The sequence below is a fragment of the Streptomyces sp. DH41 genome (genome assembly GCF_029813785.1).
Taxonomy (GTDB): domain Bacteria; phylum Actinomycetota; class Actinomycetes; order Streptomycetales; family Streptomycetaceae; genus Streptomyces.
Genome location: NZ_JARVKY010000001.1, coordinates 425,572 through 444,025 on the forward strand (window position 1 = coordinate 425,572; position 18,454 = coordinate 444,025).

The following is an 18,454-nucleotide window of genomic DNA, read 5'->3' on the forward strand; positions in this document are numbered from 1 at the left end:
ATGTGCGCCGGAAGCTATCGGAGCGGGACACCCGCACACCAGGGGAGTTGGAGAATGAGTTGTGGAGAACGAGTTGTGGAGACGGCCGGCGGGAGCCGGCTCAGCAGAGGATCCAGCCGGAGCCGGCCGAGCGGCCGGACACCGTGCCCTTCACCCGCACGCAGCGCTTCCCGGCGTGCACGGTCACCGGCCCCGCCCGGTAGGCGAACCGTCCCGCGTCCACGACCGGTCGGCCGCCGCGCGCCTGGACGCTGACGGACATCTGCCGCTTGGTGCCGGGTTTATTGGGGACGGTGACGGCGCAGACGTAGCCGCCGCGCTTGTAGACGAGGACGGACCCGGTGGCGAACGGCAGCGTGCGCGCCTTGCGGCCCGGGCACGCCGCGGCGGCGGCCTGTGCCTCCTGCGGCACCGCGACGGCGAGCAGCCCGGCCACGGTCAGCACGGCCGTGCCGAGCGCCAGCCGCCGGCGTATTCCAACACCACCCTGGCCCACTGCGGTCCCCTCCGCCTCCGTCGTACGGCGATCACCGACGTACGGGTGTACGGACGCGCGGCGTGTGTCGAATGGTTGCGCGAGTGTCAGTGCAGCGCGCCGACCGGCTCCTCCGGTTCGGTCGCGCCGACGAAGGTCCGCCACAGTCGCGCGTACCGTCCGCCGAGGGCCAGCAGCTCGTCGTGCGTGCCGTCCTCGGCGACCCGTCCGCCGTCCATGACGACGACGCGGTCGGCGCGGGCGGCCGTGGTCAGCCGGTGTGCGACGACGAGCGTCGTACGGCGGCCCGCGATGCGGTCGGTGGCCTGGTTGACCTGGGCCTCGGTGGCCAGGTCGAGGGCCGCCGTCGCCTCGTCGAGGAGCAGTACGTCGGGGTCGACCAGCTCGGCTCGGGCCAGCGCGATCAGCTGCCGCTGGCCGGCGGAGAGGTTGCGGCCCCGTTCGGCCACCTCGTGGAGGTAGCCGCCCTCCAGCGTGGCGATCATCTCGTGCGCGCCGACCGCTCGCGCCGCCGCCTCCACCTGGGCGTCGGTGGCGTCGGGGCGGCCGTAGGCGATGGCGTCCCGGACGGTACCGGGGAACAGGTACGCCTCCTGCGGGACGACTCCCAGGCGGTGCCGGTAGGAGGTGAGGTCGAGGGTGCGCAGGTCCTGCCCGTCGGCCGTCACCCGTCCGCCCGTCGGGTCGTAGAACCGGGCGACCAGCTTGACCAGGGTCGACTTGCCCGCGCCGGTCTCACCGACGAAGGCGACGGTCTGCCCGGCGGGAATGCGCAGGTCGATGCCGGTGAGCGCCGCGTCCGCGTCGTCGGCGCCCCCGTACGCGAAGTGCACGTCCTCGAAGGCGATCTCGCCGCGCAGGGCCGTGACGTCGAGCGGCTTGTCGGAGGCCTCGGTCGAGGTCGGCTCCCGCAGCAGTTCCTGGATGCGGCCGAGGGAGACGGACGCCTGCTGGTAGCCGTCGAAGACCTGGGAGAGCTGCTGGACGGGCGCGAAGAACAGGTCGATGTACAGCAGGTACGCCACCAGCGCGCCGGTCGTCAGCGTCGCGTTGTCGATCCGCGTGCCGCCGACGATCAGTACGGCGGCGGTGGCGGAGGAGGCCAGCAGCTGTACGAACGGGAAGTAGACCGAGATCAGCCACTGGCCCCGGATGCGGGCCTGCCGGTAGCTGTCGCTGCGCTCGGCGAACCGCCGCCCGCCGTCGTGCTCGCGCCGGAAGGCCTGCACGATCCGCAGCCCGGCCACCGACTCCTGGAGGTCGGCGTTGACCGAGGAGACCCGTTCCCGGGCCAGTTCGTACGCCTTCACGCTGGCCCTGCGGAAGAAGTAGGTGGCGATGATCAGCGGCGGCAGGGTCGCGAAGACGATCAGCGCGAGCTCCACGTCGATCACCAGCAGGGCGACCATGATGCCGAAGAAGGTGACGACCGAGACGAACGCGGTGACGAGTCCCGTCTGCAGGAACGTCGACAGCGCGTCCACGTCCGTCGTCATCCGGGTCATGATCCGGCCGGTCAGCTCGCGCTCGTAGTAGTCGAGGCCGAGCCGCTGGAGCTGGGCGAAGATCTTCAGCCGGAGCGAGTACAGGATCCGCTCCCCCGTCCGGCCGGTCATGCGGATCTCGCCGGTCTGCGCCGTCCACTGGGCGAGCACGGCGAGCAGGCCGAGCAGCGAGGCCGCCCAGACCGCGCCGAGGGCGGTCTGTGTGACGCCCTCGTCGATGCCGTGCCGGATCAGCACCGGCAGCAGCAGGCCCATGCCGGCGTCGACGGTGACGAGGGCGAGGCTGATCAGCAGCGGGGTGCGGAAGCCGCGCAGCAGGCGGCGCAGGCCGTACGACTCCTCCGGTTCGACGGCCCGCGTCTCGTCGATGCCCGGGGTCCCGTCGGCCGGGGGCAGCGCGTCGACCTGGGCGAGCAGCTCCGGCGTGGCGGGGGTCCCGGCGAGGGCGGTGTCCTTCGGCACGCGGTCGCCGGTCCACAGCCGTGGGGTGAGGCCGCGCTCGGCGTCGAACTCGGCGTCCAGCTCGTCGCGGACGGAGGTGTCCTCGGCGGGTGCGGCGGGCCGGGCGTGGCCCGGTGACACCCCGCCCAGCTCGTCGGGGTCGGTGAGCAGGCGCCGGTAGAGGGCGGAGCGCTCCTGGAGTTCCTCGTGGGTGCCGAGGTCGGCGAGGCGGCCCCGGTCGAGGACGGCGATGCGGTCGGCGAGGTTCAGGGTGGAGCGGCGGTGGGCGATGAGCAGCGTGGTGCGGCCCCGCATGACCTGCTTCAGCGCGTCGTGGATCTCGTGCTCGACGCGGGCGTCGACGGCGGACGTGGCGTCGTCGAGGACCAGCAGCCGGGGGTCGGTGAGGATCGCGCGGGCCAGGGCGACGCGCTGGCGCTGGCCGCCGGAGAGGGTCAGGCCGTGCTCGCCGACGGCGGTGTCGTAGCCGTCGGGCAGCTCGGTGATGAACCGGTGTGCCTGCGCGGCCCGGGCGGCGGTCTCGATCTCCTCGTCGGTGGCGTCCGGGCGGCCGTAGGCGATGTTGCCGCGCACGGTGTCCGAGAAGAGGAAGGAGTCCTCGGGCACGAGCCCGATGGCGGCCCGCAGCGAGTCCAGGGTCAGCTCGCGCACGTCGTGGCCGCCGATGAGGACGGCGCCGCGCGTCACGTCGTAGAAGCGCGGCAGGAGCAGCGAGACCGTGGACTTGCCGGAACCGGAGGAGCCGACCACGGCGAGGGTCTCGCCCGCGCGGATCTCGAAGGAGAGGCCGTCCAGGACCGGCCTGCTCTTCCCGGGGTCCGAGTCCGTTCCTCCGTAGCCGAAGGCGACGTCGTCGAACTCGACGGTCGCGGGCGCGTCGGCGGGCAGGTCCGTGGTGCCGTCCTCGATCCCGGGCTCGGTGTCGATCAGTTCCAGGACGCGCTCGGTGCCGGCGCGGGCCTGCTGGCCGACGGTGAGGACCATGGCGAGCATACGAACCGGGCCGACGAGCTGGGCGAGGTAGGTGGAGAAGGCGACGAAGGTGCCGAGCGTGATGTTCCCGCGTACGGCCAGCCAGCCGCCGAGGGCGAGCATGGCGACCTGGCCGAGGGCGGGGACGGCCTGGAGCGCGGGGGTGTAGACGGCGTTCAGCTTGATCGTCCGCAGCCGCCCGGCGAAGAGCCTGCGCCCGACCTCCCGGAGCTTCCCGGTCTCCTGCTCCTCCTGCCCGAAGCCCTTCACCACGCGTACGCCGCTCACCGAGCCGTCGACCACGCCCGCGACGGCGGCGGCCTGGGCCTGCGCGTACCAGGTGGCGGGGTGCAGGCGGGTGCGGCTGCGGCGGGCGATGAACCACAGTGCGGGGGCGACGGCGAGGGCGACGAGCGTGAGCGGCAGGGACAGCCACGCCATGATCACCAGGGAGATCAGGAAGAGCAGTACGTTCCCGATGGTCATCGGGAGCATGAACAGCAGGCTCTGGATCAGCTGGAGGTCGCTGGTCGCCCGCCCGACGACCTGCCCCGTGGACAGCTCGTCCTGGCGCTGCCCGTCGAGCCGGGTGATCGTCCCGTACATGTCGGTGCGCAGGTCGTGCTGGACGTCGAGGGCGAGCCGTCCGCCGTAGTAGCGGCGGATGTAGGTGAGGACGTAGACGACGACCGCGGCCCCTATGAGGAGACCGGCCCAGACGGCCATGTCCTTGGTCTTGTCGCCGATCACGTCGTCGATGATCACCTTGGTGATCAGTGGGACGAGGGCCATGACGGCCATGCCGCCCAGCGAGGCGCCGAGGGCGAGGACGACGTCCTTGGGATAGCGCCAGGCGTAGCCCGTCAGTCGTCGTGCCCATCCCCGTTGCGCGTCCACGCCGTGCCCTCCGGTCGGTCGTCCTGATCGGTCTGGTCGATGGGTTCCGTGTGGTCTGTCCGATCCACCCGACTGATCCACCTGATCTACCGCAAGGCACCAACACGGGGGAGCGGGGATTTCATCCCGTTGCAACAAAGTTCACGGCGCGCCCGGCCTGGGTAGTCAGTGCCACGCGGAGCCCGGTGGGGCCGGGCTGGAGGGGAGAGTCATGGCGGACAGCGACGCGTACCGGTGGGGGCAGTTCTATGCGGGCCTGCACATGCTGCGAGTGCTCGCCGGGGAGGACGGGAAGCTGGACGCGGCACGGTTCGAGGCCGCGAAGCGGCCGCAGTACGTCTTCGGCCACCGGCTGGTGAAGACGTACCGGCACCTGGGCATGGCCAAGCGCCGGGGCGTGGCGTACGCGGACGCGGCGGCGGAGGTGTTCCGGGCGTTGGCGGGCTCCACCCGGCCGCCGACGCGCCGCCCGCCGCGCAGGGTGAGGCACAGCAGAGCGACTTCCTGCGCGGCCACGGCATCCAGAAGGCGGAGTACGACGCCGCCTACAAGAAGCTGCTCACCTGACGCGTACGCGCAGCTCGTAGAGGCGGGTCGTCTGTACGGCGTTCTGGTTGTCGTCGCTGACCAGGAGGACGTTCAGACGGCCCTTGGCGTGGCCCGTGACCGTCATGCCCTCGATGTTGTCGAGGAGGGGGTTGGGCTGGGGCTGCTTGGCCGTGGCGCCGAGGGAGGGGCAGTCGGCGAGGTCGGCGAGGAGTCTCTTGCCGAAGGTGGCGCCGCGCCGGTCGGCCAGGTAGAGGCGGACCGTGTTGCCGACGCCGGAGGTGAATCCGCGCTCCAGGACGAGCAGGCGCCCGTCGGGGGCCGCGGTGACCTCGGAGACGCCGAGACCGGCGTCGGTCCGGTAGCTGTACTGGGCGCCGAGCCGGAAGTCGCCGTGCCGCGTCCGCTGCCAGCTCTGGAAACGGACCAGATCGGCCGGGTCGCCGGCGAGCGGGTATTCCATGGAGGCGATCAGGGTCCGGCCGCCGGGGAGGAGGGTGAGCCCTTCGAAGCTGCCGTTGACCTGGGCGCGGCCCGCGGGGGCCGTGCGGAGGGCGTCCGGCACGGGGAGGCGGCCGAGGATCTCGCCGGTGCGGGAGTAGCGGCGGACGGACGGCTCGGTCTCGGAGGAGACGAGGTAGGTGCCGGTGGGGGTCCCCCCGCTCGAGCGGAGCCGAGAGTGGGGGAGGTCGACGACCAGCCCCTCGGAGTCGAGGGGCGCGCCGTTCTCGTCGGCGAGCGGGATCACGCCTCGCGGCTTCAGGGTGCGCGCGTCCAGCCGGAACAGGGCGGACCGGTCGGAGAGGGCGGCGACGGCACCGCGTCGGTCGCGGGCGAGGGCGGAGAGGTTGCCGACGTAGGTGCCGTCGTGGGTGGTTTTGTCGAGGGCGTCGGAGAAGCCGGTGAGGGAGACGGAGGGCGAGCAGTCGTTCCTCGGCGGCCTGTCCTGCGCGGCGGCGGGTCCGGCGGCGGTCAGGCAGCCGGCCGCCGCGAGGCCCGCGGTGAGGGTGGCGAGGGCGGTGCGGAGGGTTCTCGGGCGCATGCGCGTCACCCTAGGGCGGAGGGGTGGACGGAAGTTGACCGCTTTCCGAAGTGTGCGTGCGGGTCGTTTCGAGGTGTCGGGCGCGATGGTGCCCGGGTGCCTCCGCAGGACGTCGTCCTTCGACGAGACCCCGGCACTCCGGAACCGGCCGGTCGCGTGACGGCCCGCGTTCAGCGTGACCGCATGCCCCGGCTCTGTGCGATGCGGTGCACGTCCGTCAGCGCCTCGCCCATCCGGGTCACGAGGAAACGGAGCTGCTCGGGCGTCGCCCGCGCGTCGGTGAGCAGGTCGGCGGCGTGTTCCAGCAGGTCCTCGGCCATGGCGAGTTGGGTGGTCTCGATGACGTCGGCGATCCGTGACAGTGGTCCGCCGCCGTCGGTCAGCAGGTAGCAGGGCTTGCCCTCGGAGCCCGTCCAGGGCAGCAGCCGGGGCGGGCGCGCGCCGTCGCTCATCGGGCCGCCTCCACGCCGTGGATGCCACGCGGTCCAAGGTCGACGCCGTGCACCGCGCACCACAGCGCGCGCCGCCGGGCCCGTTGTCGCCGGGTACGCCGGGTCTCCTCGCGTCGCTCGTGGGCGAGGAGGTAGGGGCGTACGAGGGCGTTGTCCTCGCCGCGCAGGGCGGGCGTGCCGACGCGGCGGACGGTGGCGTCGGCGAGGTACGGGGGTGCGGTGTGCTCGGTGCCCGGCGGGCGTCGTCGGCGTCGCCGGCCCGGGCCCGGCAGGAGGAGGCCGAGCAGCGGAAGCAAGGGCGGCGCGGCGAGGCGGGCGATACGGTGACGCATGTCGTCGGCTCCGTTGTGGTCGGTGGCCATGCCCCCGGACCGGTGCGACGGTCGCGGGGATCTCGCTCTGTGTAGCGATACGCGTACAGAGTGGAACGTCCGGAGCTAGGCTCGCCAGGGGTACGGATGTGACAGCGCCTTCGTCACACGGGAGTCGAACGGATGGGCAACATCTACGGCGACTGGCTCAAGCAGCAGCGCGAGGCGGCCGACTTGACGCAGCAGCAGCTGGCCGACATGGCCATCATGACGCGGTCGCACATCGCCCATATCGAGGCGGGGAGGCGGGTGCCGTCGAAGGAGGACGCGCGGCGGCTGGACACGGCCCTGAACACGGGGGATGTGTTGTGCAGCTTCCTTCCGGAGGAGGAGGCGGCGGTCGCGGACTACTTCGAGGCAGCACGGTTGCTGGAATCACAGGCGGTGGCGATCCGGGAGTCAGCCGTGACGTTCGTTCCCGGACTTCTGCAAACGCGGACGTACGCACGCGCCGTTCTCGGCACCACTTACCCTCCGTTGACCGACGAGGAATGTGACAGACGCCTTGTCACACGCCTCGAGCGGGCGAAGATCCTCGATGACCCGATCACTCCTGTCTTCTGGGGGCTGCTGGACGAGGCGCTGCTGTATCGCGTGGTGGGCGGCCGGGAGGTCATGGCGGGCCAGCTCGCCCATCTCGCCCGGCTCGTGGAGAGCGGGCGTATCCGGCTCCACGTGATGCCCCGACGCCAGGGTGCGTATCCGGTCATGCAGAGCATGCTGAGCCTGATGTGGTTCGAGGACCAGCCCCCGGTGGCGTACTCGGAAGGGATCCAAGTCGCCAAGATCCACGACAGTCCAGCCGTCGTCGAGCGGTTGCAAGGCGCCTACTATCACGCGTTGGGTGACGCGCTGTCGCTACGCGAATCGCTTGCCCTGCTCAAGTCGTCAGCGAAGGACTACGAAACCAATGCCTGAGCCCCTCATTCCGAACGCGGCCGATCTCGTGGGCTGGCGCAAGTCCACTCACAGCGGCAACGAAGCCGGCAGCTGCCTGGAAATAGTCGACGATCACCCCGCAGGAATACCCGTTCGTGACTCCAAGGTGCCGGACGGGGGGGTGTTGGTGTTCTCGGCGGTCGGCTGGTCGTCGTTCATCACGGCGCTCAAGGGACCCCCCTCCCCCTAAAAAGCGTGAACTTTCCGGCCCAACTGTCCTCAAGTCGCTCATCTGAGTGGCCCAAGGACGAACGCCCTCAAAAGTTCACGCTTTTCCGGACCATAGGTGCATGAGCCCGGCCCCCTGGCACGACCGCGACCCTCTCAGCACCGGACATGTGATCCGTACGACGCGCGCACTCATGCGCACCGACGGACTGAACGTGTCCATCCCCTCCATCGCCCACGCTTGCGGCGTCTCGCGCAACTACCTCTACTCGAACTGGAAGACCGCCTCCGCGCTTCATCTGCGCGCACTGACGACCGAACTCGCGCACGCCTTCGACGCCGCGGACCGCACGCACCCCAGTGACGGCACCGTCCGGGGGATCGTCGAGCACCTGACCCAGGTCGTACGCGGCGTCCGACGCCATCCGACGACAGCGGCCGTCGCCCGTACCTCCTCCAGGGCGCTCGCCCAGGCGCACACAGCGACCGACGGTCCCCTGGCGCAGCTGGTGACGGAGTATGTCAGCGATCTGCTGTACCCCCTCGCCCCGCACGGCGGAGTATGGAGCGACCTCGCGCTCCATTCCAGGCCCTGGAAAGTCATGTGGATCGCCCGGCCGGCCGCCCTCTGCCCCGAGGCCGTCGGCGACCCGGACTGGGAGGCCATCCTGGACGGGGCCTTCGCCGACCTGCTGCGCGACCTGCTCGCCCCCTGGTCCACTCCCGAGCGACCCGGACCCGAATAGCCCGGCCCCAATGACCCCGGGCCCAGAATTCACAGTTCGGATTCACAGCTCGGCTTCCCGGCCCGGATTCACAGCGCATCCCCAGGCGGACCACAGTCCGTGCCCATCGGCCGTGGACACGGTGGCGTGGTGACATCTGCCACCGCTTCACCGCACACGGCCACCGAGCCGCCCGTACCGTCGCCCCCCGCACGCGGCGCGCCACGATGGTCGCTGCCCGCCCTGTCGGCGATCCTCGCCCTGGCGGCCGGCCTGTACTCCTGGAACCTGTCCGGGGCCGACCTGAACAGCTTCTACAGTGCCGCCGTGCTCAGCGGCACCGAGAGCTGGAAGGCGTGGTTCTTCGGCTCGCTCGACGCGGGGAACTTCCTGACCGTCGACAAGCCGCCCTTCGCCCTGATGGTCATGGGCCTGTCCTGCCGCGTCTTCGGCTACGGGACCTGGCAGATGATGCTGCCGCTGATCCTGGCCGCACTGGCGACGATCTGGATCCTGCACTCCTCCGTGAAGCGGGTGTGGGGCCACGGCGCGGCGGCGATCGCCGCGCTGGTGCTGGCGCTGACCCCGATCACCGTCGCCATCAACCGGGACAACAACCCCGACACACTGCTGGTGTTCCTGATGGTGGGCGGGGCGGCACTCGGTCTGCGCGCCGTCCGCAACGGGCGGCTGCTGCCCCTGCTGGGCGCGGCGGCCTGCTTCGGGCTCGCGTTCAACACGAAGATGCTCCAGGGCTACATCGCACTCCCGGCGGTCTTCGCCGTGTACGCGTACGCGACGGACCTCGGCTGGGCGAAGCGGATCAGGAACCTGGTGCTCGCCGCGGTCGCCCTGGCCGTCTCCAGCTTCTGGTGGGCGGCGGCGGTGTCCCTGGTTCCCGCCTCCGAGCGGCCGTACATCGGCGGTTCCACGGACGGCACGGCCTGGGACCTGATCACGGGCTACAACGGGCTCGGCCGGGTCTTCGGCGGCGACGGCAACATGGGCGGAGGAGGAGGCGGAGGCGGCGGCTTCTCGGGCGCGGCGGGCATCGGCAGGATGTTCAACGACGTGCTCGGCGGCCAGATCTCCTGGCTGCTCCCCTTCACGGGCATCGCGCTCGCCGGCGGCCTGGTGCTGTGCGGCAGGGCGCCCCGTACCGACCCGACGCGCGCCGCACTGGTGCTCTGGGGCGGCTGGACGGCCGTGCACTACCTGACCTTCGCCATGGCCGAGGGCACCATGCACCCGTACTACACGACCGCGCTCGCGCCCGGCATCGCGGCGCTGTGCGGGGGCGGCGGTGTCATGCTGCTGCGCGCCTTCCGGGCGGACCGGCGGTGGGTGTGGGTGCTGCCCCTCGCCCTCGGAGTCACGGGTGTCTGGGCAGTCGTGCTGCTGCGTCGCGCCCCGGGCTGGAACACCTGGCTGTGGCCGTCGATCGCGGTGGTGACGGCGCTGGCGATCACGGGGCTGCTCGTCTTCCGTCCGGGGCACCGGGTACGGCTGCTGGCGGTGTCGGTGGCCGCGGCCGTCGTCGCCGGGGTCGCGGGTCCGGCGGCGTACGCCTGGTCGGTACCGTCCGGTTCGGGCGGCGGCATGGGCGGCACCAACCCGACCGCCGGTCCGCCGACGGGCGGCGGGACGGGCGGCCCGGGCGGCGGGGGCGGGTTTCCTGGTGGCGGAGGCGGAGGCGCCGGCCGGGACGGGTTCCCGGGCGACAGGAACGGCGAGGGGCCAGGCGGTCAGCCGCAGGGCGCCCAGGAGGCCCCGCCCAGCGGCACCTTCCCAGACGGTGGCGAAAACGGCCAGGCTCCCCGGGACGCCGGTGAAACCAGCGACACGCCCCCGAACGGCACACCCCCGAGCACCGACACCCGCACGGGCAACGGCACGGGCGACCGGCCGGACGGTGCCAGTGGCTTCGGCGGCGGCATGGGCGGCGCGAGCAGCGAACTGATCGCCTACCTGAAGAAGCACCAGGACGGCGCCACATGGCTGCTGGCGGTGTCGAGTTCACAGAGCGCCGCGCAACTCATCCTCAGCAGCGGCGAACCGGTCATCTCCATGTGGGGCTGGTCCGGCAGCGACAACGCCATGACACTCCCCCGACTCAAAGAGCTGGTGAAGAACGGCGAGTTGCACTATGTCCAGGTCGGCGGCGGCATGGGCGGGGGCTCCGGGGCCGGCTCCCAGGTGACCCAGTGGATCCAGGAGCACGGCACGGCCGTCGAGGAGAGCGAGTACGACGCCGCCGCCTCGTCCGGCTCCTCCGAAGACGATTCCACCTCGCAGGCGGAAAACACGTCGGCCGTATACCGGTTGGACCCGTCGGACGTCACCTGAGCCTCAGCACACCCACCACACCGGGCACATCCGGCACAGCGTCCCCCGGCCATCCGGGCCGGGGGACGCCGTCACGGAATCGTCACCCTCCGTACACCCCGCCTCCCACATGTCCATGTCACGCTCGTCGAACCGCTCCACTCAACCCGCGTAGATCGGACACCCCACATGCTCGCGATACGCATACGGCGCCGGAAAGCGGTGGCCCTTGCCACGGCGGCCGTCCTCGCCGGCCTCACCGCGCCCTCCCTGACCGCGACTGAGGCCACGGCGACGACAGCCACGGCCTCGGACTCGGCCTCGGACTACGACTCGACGTACTACGAGGACGCGGTCGGCAAGACGGGCGACGACCTCAAGTCCTCACTCCACACGATCATCAGCGACCAGACGAAGCTCTCGTACTCGGCGGTCTGGGACGCGTTGAAGACCACCGACCAGGACCCGGCCGACAGCGGCAACGTGGTCCTGCTCTACTCGGGCCTCTCCCGCAGCAAGTCGCTGAACGGCGGCGACAGCGGCGACTGGAACCGGGAGCACGTGTGGGCCAAGTCCCACGGTGACTTCGGCACCGCGACCGGTCCCGGCACCGACATCCACCACCTGCGTCCCGAGGACGTCCGGGTCAACAGCGTCCGGGGCAACAAGGACTTCGACAACGGCGGCGACGGTTTCACCGACAGCGGTGGCAGCCTCACCGACTCCGACTCCTTCGAGCCCCGCGACGCCGTCAAGGGCGACGTGGCCCGCATGATCTTCTACATGGCGGTCCGCTACGAGGGCGGCGACGGCTGGGCCGACCTGGAGGTCAACGGCAGCGTCGACAACGGCAGCAGCCCGTACATCGGCAAGCTCTCCATACTGAAGGCGTGGAACGACGAGGACCCGCCGGACGCCTTCGAGGAGCGCCGCAACCAGGTCATCTACGACTCCTACCAGCACAACCGCAACCCGTTCGTCGACCACCCGGAGTGGGTCGAGGCGATCTGGTAGGCGGTCAGCCCACGAGGTCGGCGTAGACGATGATGTTGTCCGGGCGGTGACCGTCGGTGATCTCGCCGCCGCAGGTGATCAGGCGCAGCTCGGGGCGGTCGGTCCTGCCGTAGACCTTCTCGGTGGGGAACGCGTCCTTGTCGACCTGTTCCAGCGCGGTGACGGCGAAGACCGCGCGGGTGCCGTCCTCGCGGGTGACGTCGATCGTGTCGCCCGGCTTGATCTCGTCGACGTTCTTCATGACCGCCGGGCCCTTCACCGTGTCGAAGTGGCCGACGAGGACGGCCGGTCCCGTCTCACCGGGAGTCACGCCGTTCTCGTACCAGCCGATGCGGTCGGCCTGGGCGACGGGGGGGACCTCGATGGTGCCGTCGGCGTTCAGGCCGAGCCTGAGCAGTGGGGTGGTGTCGACTCCGGCGGCGGCGATGGTGACCCCGACCGGTACCGAGGCGGGCATCGCGGCCGGGGCGGACCCGCTCGGTGCGGGGGACGCCGCGGGTGCGGCGGGTGCGGCGGCGGACGTGGTGATCTTCGGGGGTGGGGTGGCCGCGTGTCCGTCCGCCCCGCAGCCGGCGAGCGCGGCGGCGAAGGGCAGGACGAGCAGGGCCGTGGCCAGTCGGCGTCCGGCGGGCAGGCGCATGTCGTTCTCCTGAAGTCCCCGGCCCGGTCCACCGCACACACGCGTGCGCGCGTGCGGTGAACCCGGGCCGGGGCGCGGGTGCGTGCGGCTCAGCGGGTGGGGGCCGGCCGGCGTCGGCGCAGTGCGACGAAGGCGACACCGGCGGCGCCGAGGGCCGCGGCCGCTCCGCCGACCGTCACCAGCGGCGAGTCGCCGCCGTCGGACGCCTCGTAGCCCGCCGCGACGCCGCCCTTCGGGATCACGGAGGTCTGCGTGGTTCCCGCCGGGACCGTCCGGACCGTCCGGTCCGTCCCGCCGGTCTGGCCGGAGCCGTCGGCCTGGTAGGCGAAGCTGCACCCCTCCGGCAGGCGCGGGAACGAGGTGACCGACGCCGGGTGGCCGCCGCCCTCCATGTTCGTCCGCAGCCGCGGACTGACGCTGTTGGGCTGGAGGATCTCCGCCAGGAAGCCCGCGCTCGCGGGCAGCTTCGGATGCGTACGGTTCAGCGACAGGCCTGGGATGAACCCCTCCTCGCCCGCCCCCTGGAAGCGGACGGACGGCCCGGAGGGACTGATCGACAGGATCGCGGTGGTGCCGGCACCGATGCTCTGGCTCTTCGTCGCCACGCACCGGACCGGCGTCACAGGACCCTGTCCGCCGGAACCCTCGTCGGGCGCCGAGGCCGTCGGACTGGGAGAGGCGGAGGTCGGCGCGGAAGTCGGGACGGAGGTGGACGCCGGGGGTGAGGACGGGGCCGCCGTGGGGGAATCGGAAGCCGAGGGCGAGGCGGACGTGGACGGCGAGGCGGTGACGGAGGGCGAGGCCGTCGCGGAACCGGTCGGCGTGGGAGTGGGAGAGGTATGGGCGACGGCGGTCGCCGCGGAGGCGAGGACGACGCCGGTCACCGCGAGGGTGCCGACGGCTCCGCGGAGCACGCGACGACGGCTGGAGGACGGGGACGAAGCAACAAAATGGGGCACAGCGGGCTTTTGCAAGGAAGGCTCACCTTTCGGATTGGCGCGACCCATTGAGGCTATAAACCGCCAACCAGAGGAACCGTGTGTTCCGCGTCACAGAACTGTCACAGGCCACTCGAAGCCCGGGTGTGGCCTGTCGCGAGCTGCTGTCAGCCCGGACGCGAGCCCAGATGCGTCGGTGCGAACATGCGCAGTACTGCGGGGAGGACGACGACCGAGGGGCCCGGTGTCCCCAGCGCCTTCGCCAGGTCCGCCTCCAGGGTCTCCGGGGACGTGCGCACGCCCGGCACACCGAAGGACTCCGCCAGTGCCACGTAGTCGGGGCGGGTCAGTTCCGTCGCCGTCGGCTGCCCGAAGGCGTCCGTCATGTACTCGCGCAGGATGCCGTAGCCGCCGTCGTCGACGATGAGCCAGGTGACGTTCAGGTCGTACTGGCGGGCGGTGGCCAGTTCGGCGACGGAGTACAGGGCGCCGCCGTCACCGGACACCGCGAGGACGGGATGGGTGGGATCGGCGGCCGCGGCTCCCAGGGCCGCCGGGAAGCCGTAGCCGAGGCCGCCGGCGCCCTGGGCCGAGTGCATGGTGTTGGGGGCCTTGGCGTCGAAGGCCGACCACGCCCAGTAGGTCAGGATGGTCATGTCCCAGAAGGACGGGGCGCCGGACGGGAGGGCCCCCCGGACGGCGGCGAGGACGTCCTGTTCGAGGGTGAGCTCCTGGGAGGCGATGCGCTCGCGGACCTTGTCCAGTACCGCCCGTACGCGCTCCGGGGCCGCCTGGTCGGTGCGCTCCTCGACCGTCTCCAGCAGCGCCTGGAGGGCGAGGCGGGCGTCGGCGTGGATGCCGAGGGCCGGATGGTTGGACTCGAGTTTGCCGAGGTCGGCCTCGATCTGGACGAGGCGGCCGCGTGGTGTGAACGTGTGGTAGTTCGAGGAGAGTTCGCCGAGGCCGGAGCCGACGACCAGGAGTACGTCGGCGTCCTCGAGGAAGTCCGTCGTGTGGCGGTCCTCCAGCCAGGACTGGAGGGAGAGGGGGTGGGTCCAGGGGAACGCGCCCTTGCCGCCGAAGGTCTGGACGACGGGGGCCTGGAGCCGCTCCGCCAGTTGCCGCAGCTTCTTCGACGCGTCCGCGCGGACCACTCCCCCGCCCGCGATGATCGCGGGGCGTTCCGCGCGCGACAGCAGGTCGGCGGCGACCGCCGTCAGTTCGGGGCGCGGGGGCAGTTCCTCGGGGAAGGTGTCGCCGCCCGTCACCACCGGGATCGACGTCGGGGCCGACAGGACGTCCTGCGGGATCTCCACCCACACCGGCCCGTGCGGGACGGTCAGCGCCGACGTCCACGCCTCGGCGATCGCGGACGGGATCTGGGACTGGGCGCGGACCGTGTGGACGGATTTCACCACGCCCCGGAAGGACGCCGCCTGGTCCGGGAGTTCGTGCAGATAGCCGCGGCGGCCGCCGCCCAGGCCCGCCGTCGGGACCTGGCTGCTGATCGCCAGCACGGGAGCGGAGGCCGCCCGCGCCTCCTGGAGCGCGGCCAGCGAGGTGAGCGCGCCCGGCCCGGTCGACAGCAGCAGCGGGGCCGCCTCGCCGGTGATCCGGCCGTACGCGTCCGCCGCGAAACCGGCGTTGTTCTCCACCCGCAGGCCGATGTAGCGCAGGTCGGAGCGGCGCAGCGCGTCGAACACACCGAGGGCGTGCTGGCCGGGCAGGCCGAAGACGGTGGTCGCGCCGAGCGAGGCCAGCGTCTCCACGACCAGGTCTCCGCCGTGGCGGCCGCCGGGAGGGTTCAGCGCGGCCTCCGTCTGGGCGGCGGTCGGACGGAGTACCAGGTCGTGGTCGTGGGTCACTTGGTCTCGGTCTCCTGGTCCGTCGCGCGCGCCCGGGCGATCTGGCGGCTCATGATGGTGGTCAGTTCGTAGGCGGTGTGGGACGCCGCCACCGACGTGATCTCCGCGTGGTCGTACGCGGGGGCCACCTCGACGACGTCGGCCGACACCAGGTTGCAGGATGCCAGGCCGCGCAGGATCTCCAGCAGCTCGCGGGAGGTCATACCGCCGGCCTCGGGGGTGCCGGTGCCGGGGGCGTGGGCGGGGTCCAGGCAGTCGATGTCGATGGAGATGTAGAGGGGACGGTCGCCTATGCGCTGCCGGAGCTGGTCGGCGACCTCGTCGGCGCCGCGGCGGTAGACGTCGGCGGAGGTGACGATGCCGAAGCCCATCTTCTCGTCGTCGGTGAGGTCCTGCTTGCCGTACAGGGGGCCGCGGGTGCCCACGTGGGAGAGGGCCGACGTGTCGAGGATGCCCTCCTCGACCGCGCGCCGGAACGGGGTGCCGTGCGTGTACTCGGCGCCGAAGTAGGTGTCCCAGGTGTCCAGGTGGGCGTCGAAGTGGAGCAGGGCGACCGGGCCGTGCTTCCTGGCGACCGAGCGGAGCAGCGGCAGGGCGATGGTGTGGTCGCCGCCCAGGGTCATCAGGCGGGCGCCGGTGCCGAGGAGGTCGTCGGCGGCGGCTTCGACGGTCTCGACGGCCTCGTTGATGTCGAAGGGGTTCACGGCGATGTCGCCGCCGTCCGCGACCTGGGCGAGGGCGAAGGGGAAGGCGTCCTGGGCCGGGTTGTACGGGCGCAGCAGGCGGGACGCCTCGCGGATGGCGTTGCCGCCGAAGCGGGCGCCCGGCCGGTACGAGACGCCCGAGTCGAACGGCACGCCCACCACGGCGACGTCGGCGGTGCCCACCTCGTCCAGGCGGGGCAGCCGGGCGAAGGTCGCGGGCCCGGCGTACCGGGGGACACGGGAGGAGTCGACGGGGCCGCGGGGCGTCTCGTTGCTGCTCATGTACTGCCTTCCTTCTTACGCTTCGTCGCGTATGTACTACTGTCGTCCGACTCTACTGGTGAGCGAGACGGCCGGTGACGACCGGTTTCGGGGTGCGTCCGTACCGCGCCCGCCGGTCCGGGTCGCAGACTAGGGGGCGGGAAGGCGACCGCACATGTACGTTCCGTCCATACGCCTCCTCGGGACTGTCGGGACTGGAGGAAACGTCCATGCCGCCGACCGGACGGGTGACCCACGTCCCAGCGTGCGACATGCCCGAGACGCCGACTGGCGGCTGCCTCACAATGGAGCCATGCCGATACCCGGGACACCCAGCCGCGCCGAACTCGCCGAACACCTCGTCAGAACGCGTATCGCGGGCGACGTCGCCACTCCCCGCGAGAACAATCTCTCCCACTACCGGAAGCTGGCGAACGGCGACCGCAACTTCTGGCTCGGCCTCGAGCTGGGCGACCGCTGGAGTGACGAGCAGGACGTGCTCGCGGTGATGGCGGAGCGGGTCGGCGTCAACGACGACCCGGAATACCGGTACGGCCAGGACACCATCGACCCCGAGCTGACCGTGGCCGCGCTGGAACGCATGGCCGGGCGGCTGCGCAAGGCGGCCGACGGCGGGCAGCGGGTGCTGTTCGCGACCGGTCACCCGGGCGGCCTGCTCGACGTGCACCGCGCCACGGCCGACGCACTGCGCACCGCCGGCTGCGAGATCGTCGTGATCCCGGAGGGGCTGACGACGGAGGAGGGGTACGTCCAGCAGTTCGCGGACGTGGCCGTGCTGGAGCACGGTGCCTCGCTGTGGCACACCCACTCCGGTGAACCGATGAAGGCCATCCTGACCGGTCTGGAACGGGCGGGCCGCCCGCTGCCCGACCTGGTGGTCGCCGACCACGGCTGGGCCGGTTACGCGGCTCAGCACGGCCTCGACTCCGTCGGCTACGCGGACTGCAACGACCCGGCGCTCTTCGTCGCCGAGTCCGAGGGCACCCTCCAGGTCGCGGTGCCGCTGGACGACCACGTGGTCAGCCCGCGCTACTACGACCCGATGACGGCGTATCTGCTGACGGAGGCGGGGCTGAAGTAGCCCGGCCCGCCCGCCCCGCCCCGCCCGTCCCGTCCCGTCGGCCCGTCACGGCCACGGGTTCAGTCCCTCCGAGCGGCGCTGCGCGAACCCGGGCGTCGGGTCCAGGTAGACCCGGCGCACCACCGGGAACTCCTCCCGCAGCCGCTGCTCGGCCCGCTCGCACGCCCACTCGATCTGCGCGGCCGTCGCCACGTCCCGGAAGTCGACCTTGGCGGCGACCAGCGCCTCCCGCGGACCCTGCACGAGAGTGGTCAGCTCCAGTACGGCCTCGATGTGCTCGACGGCCACCAGTTCCGCCCGGATCCGGTCGCGCACGGCGCGGGGCAGCGGGCGGCCGATGAGGAACTCGGCGTTGGAACGGCCGAGCACCCAGGCGACGTACAGCAGCAGGGTGCCGATGCAGAGCGAGGCGACGCCGTCCCAGACGCCGGAGCCGGTGAGCTGCCCGCCGAGCAGGCCGGCCGCGGCGAGCAGCAGTCCGACGAGGGCGGCGGAGTCCTCCATGACGACCGCCTTCACGGCGGTGTCGGGGGTGCGGCGCAGATAGCGGCCGAAGGGCACCTTGTAGTGGCGGGCCTCGCCGCGCGCCTGTTTCAGGCCGGTGCGCAGGGAGTAGCCCTCCAGGAGGAAGGCGACGGCCAGGACGATGTACGCGATCAGCGGGTCGCCGGGTTCCTCGCCGTGGGTGAGGGCGTGGACGCCGTCGTACAGGGCGAAGACCGCGCCGCCGACGAAGGTGGCGACGGCGGCGAGCAGCGCCCAGATGTAGCGCTCGGGGCCGTGGCCGAGGGGATGGTCCTCGTCGGCGGGGCGGGTGCTGCGTTTGAGGGAGGTCAGCAGGAGGACCTCGGTGACGGTGTCGGCGACCGAGTGCGCGGCCTCCGACAGCATCGCGCTGGACCCGCTGAGCACGCCGGCCACCGCCTTGGCGATGGCGATGCCCAGATTGGCGAGGGCGGCGACGAGCACCGTGAAGGTGCTGTCACCGCCGCCCGTCGTGTCCCGTGCTTCCCGTGCAGGTTGCGCCATG

General features: G+C 71.8%; 17 protein-coding genes. 6 read left to right on the forward strand and 11 right to left on the reverse strand.

What is annotated here, in order from left to right; genetic code table 11:
- Window positions 1–100: 100 nt before the first annotated feature.
- The 6 genes from QC283_RS01840 to QC283_RS01865 form a co-directional block, all read right to left on the reverse strand.
- On the reverse strand, window positions 101–496 hold the full coding sequence (locus QC283_RS01840; RefSeq protein ID WP_279559510.1) for a hypothetical protein: 396 nt from the start codon (window positions 494–496) through the stop codon (window positions 101–103).
- Window positions 497–582: 86 nt separating this feature from the next.
- A complete protein-coding gene (locus QC283_RS01845; RefSeq protein ID WP_279559511.1) occupies window positions 583–4,332 on the reverse strand; it encodes an ABC transporter ATP-binding protein in 3,750 nt (1,249 codons plus the stop codon).
- A gap of 246 nt (window positions 4,333–4,578) precedes the next feature.
- Complete coding sequence (locus QC283_RS01850) at window positions 4,579–4,848, reverse strand: hypothetical protein (protein ID WP_279559512.1); 270 nt, start codon at window positions 4,846–4,848, stop codon at window positions 4,579–4,581.
- Window positions 4,849–4,891: 43 nt separating this feature from the next.
- On the reverse strand, window positions 4,892–5,920 hold the full coding sequence (locus tag QC283_RS01855) for an esterase-like activity of phytase family protein (protein ID WP_279559513.1): 1,029 nt from the start codon (window positions 5,918–5,920) through the stop codon (window positions 4,892–4,894).
- 170 nt (window positions 5,921–6,090) lie between these two features.
- The gene (locus tag QC283_RS01860) at window positions 6,091–6,372 is read right to left on the reverse strand and encodes a hypothetical protein (RefSeq protein WP_279559514.1); all 282 of its coding nucleotides are present in this window, start codon (window positions 6,370–6,372) and stop codon (window positions 6,091–6,093) included.
- Window positions 6,369–6,704: a hypothetical protein gene (locus QC283_RS01865; RefSeq protein ID WP_279559515.1), complete on the reverse strand. Its 336-nt coding sequence runs from the start codon at window positions 6,702–6,704 to the stop codon at window positions 6,369–6,371. The genes QC283_RS01860 and QC283_RS01865 overlap by 4 nt, the downstream gene beginning before the upstream one ends.
- Window positions 6,705–6,866: 162 nt before the next feature.
- Here QC283_RS01865 and QC283_RS01870 point away from each other — a divergent pair, with 162 nt between their 5' ends.
- The 5 genes from QC283_RS01870 (at window position 6,867) to QC283_RS01890 (ending at window position 11,914) form a co-directional block, all read left to right on the forward strand.
- Window positions 6,867–7,661, forward strand: coding sequence for a helix-turn-helix domain-containing protein (locus tag QC283_RS01870; RefSeq protein WP_279559516.1), 795 nt, complete (start codon window positions 6,867–6,869; stop codon window positions 7,659–7,661).
- On the forward strand, window positions 7,654–7,872 hold the full coding sequence (locus QC283_RS01875) for a DUF397 domain-containing protein (RefSeq protein ID WP_279559517.1): 219 nt from the start codon (window positions 7,654–7,656) through the stop codon (window positions 7,870–7,872). Before QC283_RS01870 ends, QC283_RS01875 begins: the two co-directional genes overlap by 8 nt.
- 100 nt (window positions 7,873–7,972) lie before the next feature.
- Window positions 7,973–8,596: a TetR/AcrR family transcriptional regulator gene (locus tag QC283_RS01880; RefSeq protein WP_279559518.1), complete on the forward strand. Its 624-nt coding sequence runs from the start codon at window positions 7,973–7,975 to the stop codon at window positions 8,594–8,596.
- A gap of 129 nt (window positions 8,597–8,725) precedes the next feature.
- Entirely contained in the window at window positions 8,726–10,921 is a 2,196-nt protein-coding gene (locus QC283_RS01885) for an ArnT family glycosyltransferase (RefSeq protein ID WP_443032525.1), read from the forward strand.
- A gap of 168 nt (window positions 10,922–11,089) precedes the next feature.
- Window positions 11,090–11,914, forward strand: coding sequence for an endonuclease I family protein (locus tag QC283_RS01890; protein WP_279559520.1), 825 nt, complete (start codon window positions 11,090–11,092; stop codon window positions 11,912–11,914).
- A 4-nt stretch (window positions 11,915–11,918) separates the two neighbouring features.
- Here QC283_RS01890 and QC283_RS01895 read toward each other — a convergent pair whose 3' ends face one another.
- From QC283_RS01895 to speB, 4 genes are all read right to left on the reverse strand, one after another.
- Window positions 11,919–12,554 carry a class F sortase gene (locus QC283_RS01895; protein ID WP_279559521.1) on the reverse strand — a complete coding sequence of 212 codons (636 nt, stop codon included), beginning with the start codon at window positions 12,552–12,554 and terminating at the stop codon, window positions 11,919–11,921.
- An 89-nt stretch (window positions 12,555–12,643) separates the two neighbouring features.
- Entirely contained in the window at window positions 12,644–13,159 is a 516-nt protein-coding gene (locus tag QC283_RS01900; RefSeq protein ID WP_279559522.1) for a hypothetical protein, read from the reverse strand.
- A gap of 500 nt (window positions 13,160–13,659) precedes the next feature.
- The gene (locus tag QC283_RS01905; RefSeq protein ID WP_279559523.1) at window positions 13,660–15,357 is read right to left on the reverse strand and encodes a thiamine pyrophosphate-binding protein; all 1,698 of its coding nucleotides are present in this window, start codon (window positions 15,355–15,357) and stop codon (window positions 13,660–13,662) included.
- Complete coding sequence (speB, locus tag QC283_RS01910) at window positions 15,354–16,343, reverse strand: agmatinase (protein WP_279559524.1); 990 nt, start codon at window positions 16,341–16,343, stop codon at window positions 15,354–15,356. Before speB ends, QC283_RS01905 begins: the two co-directional genes overlap by 4 nt.
- Window positions 16,344–16,635: 292 nt before the next feature.
- Here speB and QC283_RS01915 point away from each other — a divergent pair, with 292 nt between their 5' ends.
- The gene (locus tag QC283_RS01915) at window positions 16,636–17,424 is read left to right on the forward strand and encodes a phosphatase (RefSeq protein ID WP_279559525.1); all 789 of its coding nucleotides are present in this window, start codon (window positions 16,636–16,638) and stop codon (window positions 17,422–17,424) included.
- A gap of 45 nt (window positions 17,425–17,469) precedes the next feature.
- Here the strand turns inward: QC283_RS01915 and QC283_RS01920 are convergent, their stop codons facing one another.
- Entirely contained in the window at window positions 17,470–18,453 is a 984-nt protein-coding gene (locus tag QC283_RS01920) for a cation diffusion facilitator family transporter (protein ID WP_279559526.1), read from the reverse strand.
- Window position 18,454: the final 1 nt, after the last annotated feature.